The sequence below is a fragment of the Lewinellaceae bacterium genome (genome assembly GCA_020636105.1).
Lineage (GTDB): Bacteria > Bacteroidota > Bacteroidia > Chitinophagales > Saprospiraceae > BCD1.
On record JACJYL010000001.1, the window covers coordinates 900,861 to 918,256 of the forward strand.

Sequence of the window (17,396 nt, forward strand, 5' to 3'; positions counted from 1 at the left end):
TGGTAATTTTATCAGGAGAAAATACATCCGTCCAAGATTTAATGAGATTGAAAGACTGTATGAGACGGGGAAACTCAAAACATATCAATATGATAGGCTTCTCGCCTCCAGGCATGGGCACATTCATTCATTTTCTCATCAATACCCAAATCGTTTAAGCATCTGGTCATCATCGCGCCAGTTTTCTTTGATTTTCACAAAAAGTTCGAGGAATACTTTTTGCTGAAGGAAAACTTCGAGGTCTTTTCGTGCCTCCGTGCCGAGTTTTTTGATGGCGCTCCCGGCTTTTCCGATGATGATGGCCTTTTGTGTCTTTCTGGCTACGTATATGTCAGCGGCAATTCTGACCAGGTCCTCGCCGCTATTGGTTTGAGTCTCTTTGAACGAAGTAACGATCACCTCACAGGAATAGGGAACTTCCTGCTCGTAAAGGAGTAATATTTTTTCACGGATAATCTCGCTGACGAAAAAGCGTTCCGGCCGATCGGTGAGCTGATCTTTAGGATAATAAACCGGTCCTTCAGGCAAATTTTCCAACAAGAGGTCAAATAAAGTATCTGTATTTTGTTTGTGCAGGGCTGCGATAGGTATTGTTTCCGTAAATTCAACCTGCTCATTCCACCACTTTATTTTCTCAGCCACCTTGTCCGAAGTGGAAACATCGACTTTATTGATGATCAGAAACAAAGGTACCTCAACTTTTTTTAGCCTTTCAAGAAAAGGGTCACTAGCCTCATATTCCTCCAGCATATCAGTAACAAAAAGCATAATGTCTGAATCTTCAAAAGTGGATTGCACAGAACTATTCATGGCTTTTTGCATCCGGTAAGCTGGGTCTTTGATCACCCCGGGGGTATCTGAGAAGACCATTTGAAAATCGTCCCCGCTCAAAATACCCATGATCCGGTGACGGGTGGTCTGGGGTTTGTTGGTAATAATAGACATCCGCTCCCCCACCAGGGCATTGGTCAGGGTTGATTTTCCAACATTCGGACGGCCTACGATATTTATAAATCCTGATCTGTGCATTATCCTAATTGTTTTCCGGACTTCATCATCAATAATTCAACGGCTTGTTCTACCAATTCCGGCTTGAGTATCCGCCATTTATCCAACATTATTTTCGGTCCAAAATTAACATAAAATTGCAAACGTGTCTGCTCCATCTCTTCGATAACGTGTTTTAGTGGATTTAAAAAACAAACCCACCCGTTATCATCCTTAATATCATCCCACCATTCTTCGTAATAACTGTCATCCGAACCATGAAAATTATAGACGTTTTCAACGATGAGTACAAATTTATAGATACCATGCTTAACCATCCCGTCTATCACATTACGTTTTAGTTCCATAATGTCATTGTGAAGCGCATCATTCCATTCTCCAATAAATTCCATAATGGCAAAGGAAGCATCGTAATCCACGAATATAACCTTCAAGTAGAGTGTGGAGGATCCGAAAAAATCCCATTGGGGGTGAATGAAATAGTTGTAAACCTTATGGGTATAATGGAATTCATCATTCTTACGACCATAAAAAGGGCTTTTTTTGTCCTTCGAGGCTTCATACTGATCCTGCCACCTGTGATAGGGTTCAATGTCGTGCATTTGTAGTAAAGCTTATTTACTTGAAAATTTTAAAAATCTAAAGCAACATCTCATTTCCTTTCCATTAAAACCGCAGACGCTCCTTTAAAGTTTATGGCTTTGACCACTTCAAAGGATTTTAACAAAACGCCCATTTCTTTATCCTTTTCAACGCGGGCCGATTCGGATATCAGGTGCGAATATATGACCCAAATTCTATTGGCAGGCTGCTCGTTAATATGAAATATTTCAGGAGCAGGATTTAATCGCCAGTCTCCTTCAACGTAGTGATCAAAATGATACTTTGTTTTGTTTTTATGCAGTAACGTGTAAAAAGTAAACGCAGGTTTAGCACTGTGATTGATATAGAGCAAATCATTGGGAAGGTGCTGCTTTTCGACAACATCCAGTACCTGCCTGATCTCCTCAATTTCATACCGGGTCCACAAATATTTAGCTCCGTCATGAATACTGAGGGTTATAATGGTAAAAATGACGACCACGGTTTTTACCCAGATCCGGTTGATATCAAATAATTTTTGGATTCCCATACCGATGACCATCAATAATATAGGAATGAAAAAAAGCGTCAGCCTGGGAATAAGGGAATACTGATGCAACGTGGAGGCAAAAAATACCGCCAAAATAGGAAGCAAAAGCAAAACGGCTTTTTTCCAATCTTGTCTGATCAAAAAAAAGAGCCCGAAAATCAGTCCTGACAAGCCTGTCAGCAAGGCCAAAATAGTATGGCCGACAACCGTGCCCAAGATAGACTGAAAAATTGTCCCATATTGCTGAATATCTGCCATGCTGGCCGGGAAACCCGGGAGAAAATAAATGCTATGGTAATTTTGCAGGTAATCGCTTTCTACATCCGTTTTGAGAATGGCAAAATAATAGAGTCCAAAACTTGCCAGCCAAAGCGCTACCATTCCCAAAATGCTGAATAATACGCCTTTTTTCCATTGAGGATAGGATTCGATCATAAAAAAGATTCCCACCCCTGCCAAAATAAACACAGAAGGCATAGAGAACCAAATGATTGTTATTCCGATTAAGGCCCACTTAGAAAATGCTTTCCAGCCCCACGGCAATTGTTGTGTCAGTGCCAAATTCAATAACAGGAGGGCAAACATCACATCCGAGGCATATTGTTTTCCCTCTGTACCGAAATGAAGATAATACTCCGAAAATGAGAACATAAAAAAAATGAACAATAGTCCGATTCCGGGTTTAATAAACCGTAAGGAGAGTTTATAAAATAACCATAGGGACAACAGGCTACATAGTAAAGGAAAAAAGCGCACTCCGAACTCCGTGGCACCAAGCCACCATACATTTATTTTTTGTACGCATAAAAATAAAGGAGGGGCATATTGTTCATAATCCAGGGTCCTGAAAAAATCCCATGGCCTCTTTTCTACCACATTCCTGGCCAGGTTGGCTTCATCAAGAAAGAAAGATCGATTTTGAAAGAAAATAAGTACCCGGACCAGACCGCCTGTCAACAGGATTCCTTCCAGTAGCCTTAGACTGTAACGATTAATATCTTTTAAATTGAACCCCATGCTAAACTTGCCCTTCTTTAAATTTAGCGCAAATAGCAAAAAACTTTTCAAAACAAGAACTCATCCGGGAATAAATACGAGTATGTTTAAATTTCCAACCAACCTCCAGCATTGAATTGGGTTAAAAACGGTTACCTTCTAAGAACATCTCTGCCACTTTGTCACACATAAATTTGTCATGACTGCCGAAAACTGATACTTTAAAGGATTACTTCCGAATATTTGTCATTTTTAAAAAATGGCATAACCATTGATGTTAGGTAGTTGTGAACAAAATTTGAAAAATTTAAACCTAATAAATATGAGCAAAATTATAGGCATCGATTTGGGAACGACGAATTCCTGCGTTTCGGTAATGGAAGGAAACGATCCCGTGGTCATTCCTAATGATGAAGGAGGAAGAACGACTCCGTCCGTAGTCGCTTTTTTAGATAATGGCGAACGTAAAATCGGAGCTCCAGCCAAGAGGCAGGCGATTACCAATCCGACCCGTACGGTTTCATCCATCAAACGATTTATTGGAACACGTTATTCAGAAGTAGCGGAAGAAGCCAAAAATACTGCTTTCAAAGTGGTCAAAGGGGAAAATGATACCATCCGCGTAGATATTGATGGCAGATTGTATACTCCTCAGGAAATCTCTGCAATGATATTGCAGAAAATGAAAAAAACCGCAGAAGATTTTCTCGGATATGAAGTCACGGAAGCAGTGGTTACCGTTCCTGCCTACTTTAACGATTCTCAGCGTCAGGCTACAAAAGAAGCTGGTGAGATCGCAGGACTTACTGTAAAAAGGATCATCAATGAGCCTACGGCAGCTGCCCTAGCTTATGGATTGGATAAATCCCATAAAGATATGACCATTGCGGTCTTCGACCTTGGTGGTGGAACTTTTGATATCTCCGTCCTGGAATTGGGTGATGGCGTTTTTGAAGTAAAATCTACCAATGGAGACACACACCTCGGTGGTGATGACTTCGACCGTGTGATCATTGACTGGATGGCAGATGAGTTCAAATCACAGGAGCGTATTGATTTGCGTAAAGACCCTATGGCACTTCAACGCATCAAGGATGCTGCCGAAAAAGCGAAGATCGAGTTGTCTTCCGCTATGGAAACTGAGATCAATCTGCCTTACGTGACCGCTGTTGACGGAGTGCCTAAACACCTCGTGATGAAACTCTCACGTGCGAAATTTGAACAATTGGCCGACAACCTGATCCGCAGAACCATTGCTCCTTGTGAGGCCGCTCTCAAAGATGCAGACCTCAGCAAAAACGATATAGACGAGATCATTTTGGTAGGTGGATCAACACGTATCCCTAAGGTACAGGAAGCTGTTGAACAGTTCTTCGGTAAAAAACCAAGCAAAGGGGTGAACCCTGATGAAGTGGTTGCTGTGGGCGCTTCTATCCAGGGAGGAGTACTGAGTGGTGATGTAAAAGACGTTCTCTTGCTGGACGTTACGCCTCTCTCAATGGGAATCGAAACCATGGGTGGGGTGTATGATGTGATCATTGAGGCCAACTCGACGATCCCGACCAAGAAAATGAAAGTTTACTCCACTGCGGCAGACAATCAGCCTTCCGTTGAGATTCATATTCTCCAGGGAGAACGTCCCATGGCTCAGGATAACAGAACGGTAGGCCGTTTCATCCTGGACGGAATTCCACCGGCACCAAGAGGGCTTCCACAGATCGAAGTTGCTTTCGATATCGACGCTAATGGTATTCTTAATGTATCTGCAAAAGATAAAGGAACCAATAAAGAACAGAGCATCCGCATCGAAGCTTCAACAGGTCTCTCCAAGGAAGAAATCGCCAAGATGAAGGCTGAAGCTGAAGCCAATGCGGATACCGACAGAAAGGCAAGGGAAAAAGTGGACAAGATCAACCAGGCTGACGCTTTGATTTTTCAAACGGAAAAACAGATCAAAGAATACGGTGACAAGATTCCGGCCGATAAAAAAGGTGCTATTGAATCAGCCCTTGCTGAACTGAAGGAGGCTCACAAGATGCAGGATCTGGATAAAATTGAAAGCTCAAGCAAATCGTTGAATGATGCATGGCAGGCAGCAAGTCAGGACATGTACCAGGCCACACAGGATGGTGCTGCCGGTGCCGGACCACAATCTAATGCAGGCGGAGCTGATGACACCGCTTCAAAAGGCGGAAATGCCGGAGAAGATGTAACCGATGTGGAATACGAAGAAGTGGATGATAAAAACTAATTTCGATTAGTTGGAATAATAAATCGTACTTTTTAAAGCAGTAACTCAGATGAGTTGCTGCTTTTTTTTTGAACACCTCCCATAAAAATAAATTCTTCGTCTTTTTCTCCAACCTTTTCTTTCCTTTCTTCCGTCTTGCTTGATAAGTTAAAGACCTTTAAAAGAAAAGGTCGAACCTAGCTTTTCTAATTTTCATTATTTATTTAATCCGGCTATCTTTGATAGTTCTTTAAATCAACTAAATACTTTTTCCCATCCGGTCCTTCAGGTCGGAAGGAAAATCAATAAACGTGAATCTGAAATGATGGAAAAGCTGCTCCTTTTATGTTTTATGCTAATGACCTCAATGCTGAATGCTCAAAGTGAGGAAAACATCGCCACTATTTATTTGAACAACGGCGAGGTTTACAAAGGCAATATGGTGGACTATCGGAAGGGGGAATATTTAGTATTGAAACGCCTCAATGGCACTTTAGATACAATACCCGACAACGATATTCAAAGGATTGAACAAATCCAAATGGATATAAAACCGGTGAAAAAGGCCTCTGTTCAGAAGCGTGTCCCCCAGGTAGTACAAAAACCTGCTCCTAAAAAGAAAAGGAAATACCTTTTCAGGGAAACGGGATGGTATAATGCTACAGGGTTTTCCGGGTTTGGAGGAAGGTCCGGCAGTTACCTTAAAATGGGCATCGGAATTTCTACCACCACCGGGTATATGTTTAACCGGATGGTGGGCATTGGCCTGGGCATTGGCAAAGACAATTATTCCTCCAGGCAGGGCGAAGGCCTTTTTCCGGTATATGGCGAGGTCCGAGGGTATTTAAAGAAGAAATCCAATACCCCGTTTTATGCGATCAAGGCCGGCTATGGAATGGCTTTTGCGAATGAAAAATTCGGCATTACCCAGGCGGAAGGAGGATTGATGCTGAACCCCTCCGTTGGTTACCGGTTCGGAGGGGATAAAACAGGAAATATATATTTTGAAATGGGTTATAAATTTCAAAAACAATTTATAGAAAAAACATCCACTTTTAACTCAGACATCACCGTTGTAGATGCCATTTACAATCGAATAAGTCTAAGTGCAGGGATCATTTTTTAAACGATGGGATTAAATTCTACATTACACTATACGCACCTTACTTATGTTTGGTAAAAGGGAACCATCAGAGGCAGAACTCATCAAAGGCTGCGTCGGGAATGACCGACGTTACCAGGAGATACTTTACAAGAAGTACTTTCCTGCCATGATGCGTATGTGTATGAGATATACCAAAGATCAGGAAATTGCGCTCGAAATCATCAACACAGGTTTTCTGAGGGTTTTCCAGAAAGTGGATACCTATGCTTTCAAGGGCTCTTTCGAAGGGTGGATACGCAGGCTGGTTTTTCATAGCCTAGCCGACTATTTTAAAAAAGAATCCAGAACCATAAAGTTTTTGGATATCAACGAAAAAGATGGACCCGCCAGTGATAATGTTTTAAACAAACTTTATTACGAGGACATCATTGCCCTGATCGATCATTTATCAGGATCAACCAGGGAAGTTTTTTGGCTTTTCGCCGTGGAAGGATTCTCCCATGTAGAGATCGGAGAAAAACTGGACATCAGTGCCGGTACTTCCAAGTGGTATCTGTCGGAAGCGAGGAAAAAACTGAAATCTTTATTAGAAACGCAACTCAATATTAAACATCATGCGGGATAAGGACATACAGCGTTATATGGATAAGGAGTTTACCGAAAAGGCATGGCTTGAGATGAATAAGATGCTCGACCTTGAAATGCCGGTGGAAAATAAAAAACGACGTGCAGCCGTATGGTTCTGGATGGCTGCAGGAATCCTGCTGCTCCTCAGTTCAGGAATTTTGTTATGGTCTAAAGATTCCACCTCACCAAAAGATGAATTTAAAGAAAAAATCATTGCTTCAAATATTCAGGAAAACAACGACTCAAAAAATTCAGCGATACCTTCAACTCCCCCTGCTTCGATTGAAATGTCGATTAAGGAAAAAAATAGGATCTCCACTCAAAAAGTAACCCCAAATAACCTTCCCAAAGCGCGCACTCAAAACACGGATGCCCCCATCAATACTCCCGTTACGATTGTTGATCCGGATGCTCCCTCCCTCCTGCCAAATGAACCCCTGGATAAAAAAACAATTGATTCCAGCCCGGAGACCTTGCCTTTAAACGGATTTGCTCAGGTTGATGAGAAACCTTATACTTCAAGAGTTGATCATTCAATCAGGAAAATCAGGACGCTGTCTTTGTCCTTACAGGAACCCGCTCAGAAGGATTATGCTTTTTCCGAAAATGACATTGATTTACCCCGGGGCAGCAAACCCTCCTGGCTTGATTTAATGGCCTACGCAAATAGCCAAACAGAAGGATTCTCTTCATTAAAAGGATTTGAAGCAGGCATTGCTTTAAACAAAAGATTGCCGAATTCCAAATGGAGCCTTTCCATGGGTTCCGGCTTCCAATCGGAAATCCGGACGCTGGAGGTCAACACCAATAGTTATTTCAATTTAACCCTGGAAGATTCTTCCATTCCGACCACCACCGAGATCAATGCTCAGGTTTTTGATAATTTTAATTATGACCCGAGTGATGTGACTTCAAGCCCCGTAAATGGATTCGAGGATGCAGCGCAGGCATCAGGAAGCTCCAACCTTAACGTTCAGCTCTACTACCTGGCCTTTCCTATAAAAGCGGGATATAAATTAACTCCAAGGCTTGCCCTTAGTGCCGGAATCACGCCTTCCATTTATCTCCGTGGCAAGATGACCAACAGGGAAAATTATATCAGTCCTGCCGGCAAATTAGCCCTGGACAACACAAATTACGTAGCGGGAGCAGACCTGGCCACCCCAATTCCTATTGCCAATAACCGCTTCTTCTATTTCACCTCAAAAGCCGTAGCGCCGGCAGCCATAAAAAAATGGAAATTCCCTGTACATATTGGCCTGGATTACCAGATAACCAAGCACTTTGGCATTACAATGGACTACCAGGTGACCCCTGGTTCTTTAACCGACAAAAACTACATTTCAACAGGTAACCAAAGGTTTCGCTTAGGAGGGTACTGGATGTTTTAAACATGATTATTCACCATGCAGGGCTAGTTTTCTGGCCAATAAAATCTCATCCGATTCCTCCCGGTCAGGATCCGGCACACAACAATCCACAGGGCAAACTGCGGCGCACTGTGGCTCATCATGAAAACCCATACATTCTGTACATTTGTCGGGTACTATATAATAATACTCCTCAGAAATAGGAGCCTGAGACTCATCATGCTCGACAATAATTCCGGTCTCCAGCTTGAAAGAACCTTTTAAATTAGTCCCCTGAGCCATTGCCCATTCTTCTCCGCCTTCATAAATGGCATTGTTGGGGCATTCAGGTTCACACGCTCCGCAATTGATGCATTCATCCGTAATGATAATAGCCATGGTCTTTTATTTTTTGCAAAAATATAGGTTTGAATGGTCAACCCCAAATAAACCGCTAAAAGTATCTTTCCTTTTGCAACAATAAAAACTTACGTTAAGTTGCCAGGAATAAAAAAGGGTCAAGTTATGTTAAATTAATACCCCCGTAAAATACAGCCATAAAAAAAGGGTTAATACTCCATAAAACGTGCTCTCTTATCAGGCATCTAAGAACCTGAAATTTTAAAACGACGTATGCTTTCCGCTACGTCGTTTTTTATTTGTCGTTTGACAGATACTATTGCAAAAACACTTTCAATACCCGACCCAACATTTGGAAAGCACCCAAATTAAAGATTATCTTTGCGGCTCGAAAATAGAAATTTGAAGTTTAAGATAACCGCTCGACAAAATTTGGCTAAGACGATGAAAAAAACGATATGGTTTATTGCCCTCTCACTGATGCTCACGCCCTTTCTTCACGCCCAAAACACAGGCATCATTCGGGGGAATATCTTTGACATGGAAAGCGGAGAACCCATCATTTACGGAAACGTAAGAATTGCCAACACCGACCTGGGAGCCACCACCGATCTTGATGGTTTTTTCACCTTCCCCAGTGTTCCTGAAGGCCCTCAGACCATTGTAGCCTCCTACCTGGGATACGATAGTACCCTGGTGGAAGTGACTGTTATCGCCGGAAAAATAGTTTACGAAAGAATCGTCATTTCACAAAATATGGTCAACCTACAGACCGTAAATGTTTCTGCTGAAAAAGAAAAAGCTCGCTCCGATGTACAGGTCTCCAAAGTAAGGGTTACCCCAAAACAAATCCGAAGCCTGCCCTCCACGGGCGGTGAATCTGACATTGCACAATATCTGCCGGTATTGCCCGGCATTATCGTTTCAGGTGATCAGGGAGGACAGCTATACATTCGGGGAGGGGCTCCGATCCAAAATAAGATACTACTCGACGGGATGACGATCTACAACCCTTTCCATTCCATAGGATTCTTTTCCGTTTTCGAAACTGAAACCATCAAAAGTGTAGATGTACTCACGGGAGGTTTTAACGCTGAGTATGGAGGTCGAATTTCGGCTGTAGTTGATATAAAAACCCGGGAAGGTAATAAAAAAGAATTCGGAGGCTTAGCGTCGGTGAGTCCTTTTCAGGGTAAATTATTACTCGAAGGTCCTATAAAAAAACTGGATAATAAAACTGGGTCCAGCACCTCCTTTATCCTCACAGGAAAACACTCTTACCTCGATCAGACCTCCAAAGTGCTTTACAACTACGCTACAGATACCAGTTTTTATTCCTTTGCCAATGGTGATACCACCCTGGCTGATGTAGGTGATATTGGTTTGCCTTACTCTTATTCTGATTTTTATGGCAAATTCTCTATTGTGGGAGGCAACGGCAGTAAGATCAACTTATTTGGGTTTCGCTTTGCTGACCGATTCAATTTTATCGGCCTTGCCGACCTCAATTGGAAAGCTTTCGGATCAGGTGCCGACTTCACTCTGGTACCCCCAAGTTCCAACCTGGTGATTAACGGAACAGCCGCCTTTTCCAATTACGATATTTCCCTTGTTGAGTCTGACGACAAACCCCGAACGAGTTCCATTAATAACTATTTTATCAACATGAACTTTACCTATTTCGGTAAAGACAGTCAGCTAAACTACGGATTTGAATTCAATGGTTTCAATACCGATTTTGAATTTTACAACAGTATTGGTTTGTCTTTCCAGCAAAAAGACTTTACCAGTGAGCTTTCCGGTTACTTAAAATGGAAAAAGAAAATTGCAGGAAGAGTCATCATTGAACCGGGGATCAGGTTACAATATTATGCTTCACAATCCAACATGTCTTTAGAACCCAGGATAGGCCTGAAATACAATGCCACCCCGGGATTGCGCTTTAAATTCGCCGCAGGAATCTATTCTCAAAACCTCATCAGTACGGTAAATGAACTGGATGTGGTCAACTTTTTCGTCGGATTCCTTTCCGGACCAGAGGAAAGAATTTTCAAATTGAATACCTCCGCAGAAACAGACCACAGGCTTCAAAAAGCGACACATGCCATTGGTGGTTTCGAAATGGATTTCGGAAAACATACTACTGTTAATGTTGAGGGATACCTGAAGCGTTTCAATCAACTCATCAGTATTAACCGAAACAAACTTTCGAGTGAAGATGCCAATTTCGTAACAGAAACCGGCAATGCGTACGGTGTTGATTTCTCTCTGAAATACGAGAAACAAAATCTTTATCTTTGGTTTACCTATTCCCTTGGTTACGTCAACAGGGATGACGGAGAACAGGTCTATCCTACCATTTTCGATCGTCGCCACAATGTTAATGCATTGGCAACACTGAATTTCGGAAAAAACAAAAACTGGGAGGCGAGCGCCCGCTGGAACCTGGGGTCAGGCTTTCCTTTTACCCAGACACAAGGCTTTTATGAAAATATCGATTTTTCAAATTTGCTTTATACTGATATCCTTACCGGAAATTTCAACCTGGGTACTGTCCTGTCAGAAGACAGGAATGGAGGACGTCTCTCCTGGTATCACAGACTGGATCTCTCCCTAAAACGCACCTTTGAGTTTTCGGAAAAATCGTCTTTGGAAGCTGTTTTTAGTCTGACGAATGCCTACAACCGGGAAAATGTATTTTATGTGGATCGGATCACGAATAACCGGGTAAACCAATTGCCGATTTTACCAAGTGTGGGGCTGACCTTCAAGTTTTAACAGAGAAAGCGAATTTTTACCGGAACAGGTTGTATTTTAATATGCAGTAGATTGCCCGGAAACCATCTTTCCAGTTTATCTTTTTTCCTTCTTCATACGTGCGACCATAGTATGAAATACCTACTTCGTAAATACGAATATTGGGAATACGGGAAATTTTAGCGGTTACCTCCGGTTCAAAACCGAAGCGGTTTTCCTTAAGTTCCAGCTTTTGAATGGCCTCCGTTCTAAAAAGCTTGTAACAAGTCTCCATATCGGTCAGGTTTAGATTGGTCAGGAAATTGGAGAGCCCTGTCAGCCATTTATTGCCGATAGAATGCCAGAAAAACAATATTCTATGGGGTTTCCCACCCATAAACCGGCTGCCATAAACCACATCCGCAAAACCATCAAGCACTGGTTTTAATAAAATATTGTACTCTTCAGGATCATATTCGAGGTCTGCATCCTGGATGATGAGCCATTCCCCTTTTGCCTCGCGTATTCCGGTGTGCAATGCAGCACCTTTCCCTTTATTGATCTCATGCTCGAAATATTTTATGGAAAAATCCGGATTGGATTCCATATAGAAATGCACCGCTCCCCGGGTATCGTCGGAAGAACAATCATTCACAATGATGATCTCTTTGGAAAGGTTCCCGATAAGATCGACAGCTTTCACCTTATCTAATATTAGGTGAATGGTACGTTCTTCATTGTATGCCGGAATAACGATTGATAAGGTTTGACTCATTAAGCTTTTATGTTTTTTCTCCAATGTTTCGGCAAATATCCCAATATAAGTGGAATAACTTTATGTATTTTACAATTTTTATACCTTTAAGGAAAATATTGTTAATAAACCATTGCCTAAATTTATCGTTACGTTATGTTTCATTCCAAGTCAATTAAATGGGTTTTCTTTGGCGTGTTGATCGTTTACCTGGCTTCCTTCATTTATTACGAAAAATGGGATACCGGAATTATTGGCGGAGGTGATAGCTGGGGATATAATGCATATTTGCCGGCCGTGTTTATCCATCGCGACCTGGACAATCTCAAAACGACCTATGCTACCCGGGGTAAATACCATCCAGGCTTCGAAAGTGGCTCATCCAATCCACTGGGAACAGATGTAGCCCTTCATATCGGGGATGGCAAACAAGTGATCAAGTACACCATGGGCGTGGCTATATTACAGGCCCCATTCTTTTTACTCGGGCACCTGACAGCTAAGATCTTCCATTATCCTGCGGACGGTTATTCCCTTCCCTACATCGTATTTGATCATTTATCGGCCTTTTTTTATGCCTTCCTCGGACTTTGGTTCCTGATGAGTATTTGGCGAAAATTATTTTCAGAAAAAATCACCCTGCTGCTCCTGATAAGCGTCACCCTCGCCACCAATCTCTACTATTTCACCGCATACAACAGCGGAATGGCCCATGCTTATCTTTTTGGCCTTTATGGTTTATTGATGTATGGCACCGACAGGTTTTACGAGAACCCAGGCTGGAAAATGGCCCTGTTAATTGGCTTTTCTGCCGGAATGATCACCCTCATTCGGCCGGTCGAAATTTTTTGCCTGTTCATCCCTTTACTGTATGCCCTGAAAGGATTAGGAAACCGGATAAAATATGTGTGGGAACACAAAAATTTATTTCTTTTGTCGGCCATTGCCTATGGCTTGGTGGGTACGTTCCAGATGATCTACTGGAAAAGCATCACCGGGGAATGGATTTTCTACAGTTATGGAAACGAGGGGTTTAACTTCAGCGACCCTCATATTCTTAGCGGCCTGACCAGCTTCCACAACGGATGGCTGGTGTACACCCCTATCATGGTGCTGGCCCTTTTGGGAATGTTTTCTTTATTAAAACACCGGGACTGGTTCTGGCCTATCGTGTTTTTCCTTCCCATCCATATTTATATTGCCTATAGCTGGTGGTGCTGGTATTACATCAATGGTTTTGGCTCACGCCCCATGGTCGAAACTTATGCCCTGTTAAGCATTCCATTGGGTTATGCCCTGTCCTTTCTTAACACAAAAAGGATCGGCAGTTATGTCGCCCTATTCCTTATTGGGTTTTTCTCCTTATTGAATCTTTTTCAGACCTACCAGTTGTCCAAAGGCATCATGTGGTCAGAAACCGCTTCCAGGGCCTATTATATTTCCACCTTTGGCAAGACAAAACTGAATTACCAGGATCTCGTCCATTACGAATCCAATGAACCTCAACCCGGCTTAGACAATCATTTCAAAGTCAGGGAGTTATATTATAATACTTTTGAAGATTCTCTCGACGAAAATTACCAAAGGTCAGTGGTCCATGAAGGTAATTTTGCTTATCAACTCACCAAGGAAAAAACATATTCCCCGGGATTGTCTGCGACCCTGGGAGAACTCAACGCCACTCCCGGACAATACTTAAGAATTAGTGCCTGGTGTTTTAAAGAAACCAAAGAACCTTCCTGGTGGAGAATGTCCCTCATGGTGGGTTATTTTGAAAAGGAAGGGCAAATCACCAAATTCAGACAGACCTGGATCGGGAACAAATTGCAAAACCGGTTCATGAGTCTTTGGGGCGGACAAGCCGGAGTATGGGATGAAGTGGTCTTTTTTGTAAAAATTCCACCCACAGCTTCTCCGGAAGATACTTTCAAGGCTTTTATCCAAAACAGCAACGGATACCCGGTTTATATCGATAATTTCAAGGTGGAATTATGGGACAGAAAATGATCAAATTCACGGAAAGGATAAGTCCATTTTTGTGGAGTGCTATTTTGTGCCTTTATTTTTCTACCCTGCCTGACCTGGTGGTAGGGCAGCAATTTAATTTTCACAATTATTCCATTAGTGATGGATTGGCCCAGTCACAGGTTTATTCCATATTAAAAGACAGCCGTGGTTATTTGTGGCTGGGGACCAACGGGGGCGGATTGAGCCGGTTCGATGGTTTAGGATTTTACAATTATTCCCGCAAGGACGGACTATCTGGAAGTTATGTATTTGCCCTACAGGAAGATAAAGACGGCAATCTCTGGATAGGAACAGACAAAGGCATATGTGTTTATGATGGAGTGAAATTCAAAACTTACGCCCTGGATTCATTGGAGCGTCAGGTCATTATAGCCCTGACCATTGATCAAAAAGGTAAAATATGGCTAGGCACAGCGGCCGGACTCTACCTTTTTGATGGCAAATATTTCACCAACCAGAATGCGCTGTTGCCCAAAAACATCCCCAATCTTCGAATTAACTGCCTCTTCCCGGATAAAAAAGATAATTTATGGATCGGGCTCGACAATCAGATCATCTGCCTGGGAGAGGAAACAACATCCTGGGGGTATCAAAACGGCTTTACGGGAGGCAAAGTTTACGCCATTTCTCAGGACCACCATGAAAACCTCTGGCTGGCAACCTCTCGGGGAGCTTTTGTTTTTGATGGCAAAACATTCAGCAGGCTAAATACCGGGAACGGCCTAAAATCAAATTTCGTCCAATCTCTTTTTATTGACCGGGACCATAAAACCTGGTTAGCCTATCAGGACAAAGGCCTATCCGTCTTTAACCCTGTCGATTCCTCGTTAACACACCTTTCCGAACAGGAAGGATTGTGTAAAAATGACATCAGGTGCATAACCCAGGACCAATGGGGGAATATCTGGCTCGGATCATCAGGCGGTGGCATTAGCAAATATTCCGGGCAGCAATTTGAACATTTTGACCGCAATAACAGCCTCCTGGCCAACCGGGTGTATGCTTTACTCCAGGATACTTCAGAGAATCTATGGGTTTCGGCATCCAACCGCGGATTTTCAGTCCTGACCGATTCCGGCGTAGTACACCACGGAGCCAATACGGATTTTATTGACATTCCCGTTAAAGCCATGTTATTGGACAGCAATGGAGGTGCATGGATTGGTACGGAAGGCAAAGGATTGGTTTATAAAGACAATTTGTCCTTTATTTTTTTTACGGAATCCCTGGGCCTTGCCGGAAACTGGGTAAAAGACATTATCCGCGACCCATCCGGAAATCTTTGGGTTGGGACAAATGACGGGATCAGTAAAGCAAATGTTACCAGGGATTCACTTGGATTATCTATTGACTTTAAGAATTTTGATGCCAAAGTGGGATTGCCCCGACCCTATACCAATGACCTGCATGCCGACAAACTCGGAAGAATATGGGCCGCTCTCAGATTCGGGGGGTTGGCCTGTATTGAACAAGATTCCATAAAGTTTATCCTCGATCGGTCCAACGTGTTATTCACGGAATCCATTCGTTCGCTCGCTGAAGACTCTAGCGGATACCTTTGGATGGGTACTGCAGATGCCGGAGTTGGCCGATTGTCTTTGTATTCCGATAGCCTGGACATTTCTTTTTTACCGCTCGATAAGCTTTATTCTGAGAATATTTATTCGCTTGTTATCGATGATGAGCAGCGTTTATGGGCAGGGAGTCAACAAGGAGTGGATTGTATCCGCTTTACCGAAGATCGAAATCTTCTCGAGGTGAAACATTATGGTCGGGCTGAAGGATTTTCCGGCATCGAAAATTGCACCAATGCAGTGCTTAAGGATCATCAAGGTAATTTATGGTTCGGTACCATGAACGGATTGACCAAATATAATGCCCAATACACCAATAAGGACACCATTCCTCCTTTCCTGCGTTTCACCAATGTTGCCCTCGAATACACTCCCCTGCGCGAAACCAAATTTGCCCAAATCATGGACAACTGGGGACGGGTAAAAGGCGCCCTTTTCCTGCCCTGGAACATCAATGATATCACTTTTGAGTTCCAGGGTACAGACCTTTCGGCTCCGCAAGCCATTCAATACCGGTGGAAACTGGAAGGACTCGATGAAGCATGGAGTCCCTTTTCCGAAAACAATACGGTACGCTACGCCAATCTTGCCCCTGGGCAATATTCTTTTTTGGTGAAGAGCCTCAATAGTAACGAGATTGAATCCTCAGAACCTATATCCTTTCCCTTTACCATCCAGGCCCCTTTCTGGCAAAAAAAATGGTTCCCATGGGCCATTGCCGGGCTACTGATTTTGCTCCTCGGAGCCATAGTGAAAAAAAGATTCAACCAGCTAAAACGAAAGTCCTACCAAAAGGAACAGCAATTATCCATGGAAAAGAAAATGCTGGAACTGGAACAAAAGGCTCTGCAACTTCAGATGAATCCGCATTTTATTTTTAATACCCTCAATTCTATACAGGCCCTCATTGGTCAAAAAGACCCCAAACAGGCGCGGTATTACCTGTCAAAATTTTCACGGCTGATGCGAAAGGTGCTCGAAAATTCAAGATCCGAACTCATCCCTCTTGCGGATGAAATGAAAAGCCTAGATGACTATCTTTCCCTGGAGCAATTTGGTAAAGACCAGGCCTTCACTTACGAGATCACAGCGAACCCGGGCATTGCCACGGAAGATGTTTTCATTCCGCCACTGATGATCCAGCCGTTTGTGGAAAACGCTATTGTGCATGGGCTGGCTCCTTCAGGAAAAAACGGCCGGATCGCCATCCTGTTTGAACAAAACCAGGATCAACTGCTGTGCACCGTTACCGACAATGGTATTGGCCGTGCAGCCGCATCGAAACAAAAAAGTCAGCGGGAATCGCATCATAAATCAATGGGGCTGGAGGTGACTGCGGAACGACTATATCTGCTGAATAAAAATATACAGGATGGTTTTATAATTGAGGATATTATTAACCAGGATGGTTCCCCAGGCGGAACGAAGGTTTTAATAAAGTTAAAAATCTGATTTATTGCCTGGTGGATTTCATGTGCAAAAAATCATCGGTGCACA

At 42.8% G+C, this 17,396-nt stretch carries 12 protein-coding genes; 7 read left to right on the top strand and 5 right to left on the bottom strand.

Annotated features, from left to right (window positions below; translation table 11 throughout):
* Positions 1-138 precede the first annotated feature (138 nt).
* Genes era through H6571_03280 form a run of 3 tightly spaced genes read right to left on the bottom strand, consistent with a single transcriptional unit; the run spans position 139 to position 3,157 of the window.
* The gene (gene era / locus H6571_03270) at positions 139-1,029 is read right to left on the bottom strand and encodes a GTPase Era (protein ID MCB9322739.1); all 891 of its coding nucleotides are present in this window, start codon (positions 1,027-1,029) and stop codon (positions 139-141) included.
* On the bottom strand, positions 1,029-1,610 hold the full coding sequence (locus H6571_03275) for a hypothetical protein (GenBank protein ID MCB9322740.1): 582 nt from the start codon (positions 1,608-1,610) through the stop codon (positions 1,029-1,031). Before H6571_03275 ends, era begins: the two co-directional genes overlap by 1 nt.
* Before the next feature lie 50 nt (positions 1,611-1,660).
* Positions 1,661-3,157 carry a hypothetical protein gene (locus H6571_03280; GenBank protein ID MCB9322741.1) on the bottom strand — a complete coding sequence of 499 codons (1,497 nt, stop codon included), beginning with the start codon at positions 3,155-3,157 and terminating at the stop codon, positions 1,661-1,663.
* A 301-nt stretch (positions 3,158-3,458) separates the two neighbouring features.
* Here H6571_03280 and dnaK point away from each other — a divergent pair, with 301 nt between their 5' ends.
* From dnaK to H6571_03300, 4 genes are all read left to right on the top strand, one after another.
* Entirely contained in the window at positions 3,459-5,387 is a 1,929-nt protein-coding gene (dnaK, locus tag H6571_03285) for a molecular chaperone DnaK (protein MCB9322742.1), read from the top strand.
* Positions 5,388-5,688: 301 nt separating this feature from the next.
* Positions 5,689-6,492, top strand: a complete 804-nt coding sequence (locus tag H6571_03290) for a hypothetical protein (GenBank protein ID MCB9322743.1) — start codon at positions 5,689-5,691, stop codon at positions 6,490-6,492.
* A 43-nt stretch (positions 6,493-6,535) separates the two neighbouring features.
* Entirely contained in the window at positions 6,536-7,096 is a 561-nt protein-coding gene (locus H6571_03295; GenBank protein ID MCB9322744.1) for a sigma-70 family RNA polymerase sigma factor, read from the top strand.
* Positions 7,086-8,489: an outer membrane beta-barrel protein gene (locus tag H6571_03300; GenBank protein MCB9322745.1), complete on the top strand. Its 1,404-nt coding sequence runs from the start codon at positions 7,086-7,088 to the stop codon at positions 8,487-8,489. The genes H6571_03295 and H6571_03300 overlap by 11 nt, the downstream gene beginning before the upstream one ends.
* 6 nt (positions 8,490-8,495) lie before the next feature.
* Here H6571_03300 and H6571_03305 read toward each other — a convergent pair whose 3' ends face one another.
* Positions 8,496-8,846, bottom strand: a complete 351-nt coding sequence (locus H6571_03305) for a 4Fe-4S dicluster domain-containing protein (protein ID MCB9322746.1) — start codon at positions 8,844-8,846, stop codon at positions 8,496-8,498.
* Between the two features lie 405 nt (positions 8,847-9,251).
* Between H6571_03305 and H6571_03310 the strand changes: the two genes are divergently transcribed.
* On the top strand, positions 9,252-11,585 hold the full coding sequence (locus H6571_03310; GenBank protein ID MCB9322747.1) for a TonB-dependent receptor: 2,334 nt from the start codon (positions 9,252-9,254) through the stop codon (positions 11,583-11,585).
* A gap of 16 nt (positions 11,586-11,601) precedes the next feature.
* Here H6571_03310 and H6571_03315 read toward each other — a convergent pair whose 3' ends face one another.
* Positions 11,602-12,318, bottom strand: a complete 717-nt coding sequence (locus tag H6571_03315) for a glycosyltransferase family 2 protein (GenBank protein MCB9322748.1) — start codon at positions 12,316-12,318, stop codon at positions 11,602-11,604.
* Positions 12,319-12,453: 135 nt separating this feature from the next.
* Between H6571_03315 and H6571_03320 the strand changes: the two genes are divergently transcribed.
* Positions 12,454-14,304, top strand: coding sequence for a hypothetical protein (locus H6571_03320; protein ID MCB9322749.1), 1,851 nt, complete (start codon positions 12,454-12,456; stop codon positions 14,302-14,304).
* On the top strand, positions 14,301-17,351 hold the full coding sequence (locus H6571_03325) for a histidine kinase (GenBank protein ID MCB9322750.1): 3,051 nt from the start codon (positions 14,301-14,303) through the stop codon (positions 17,349-17,351). The genes H6571_03320 and H6571_03325 overlap by 4 nt, the downstream gene beginning before the upstream one ends.
* Positions 17,352-17,396: the final 45 nt, after the last annotated feature.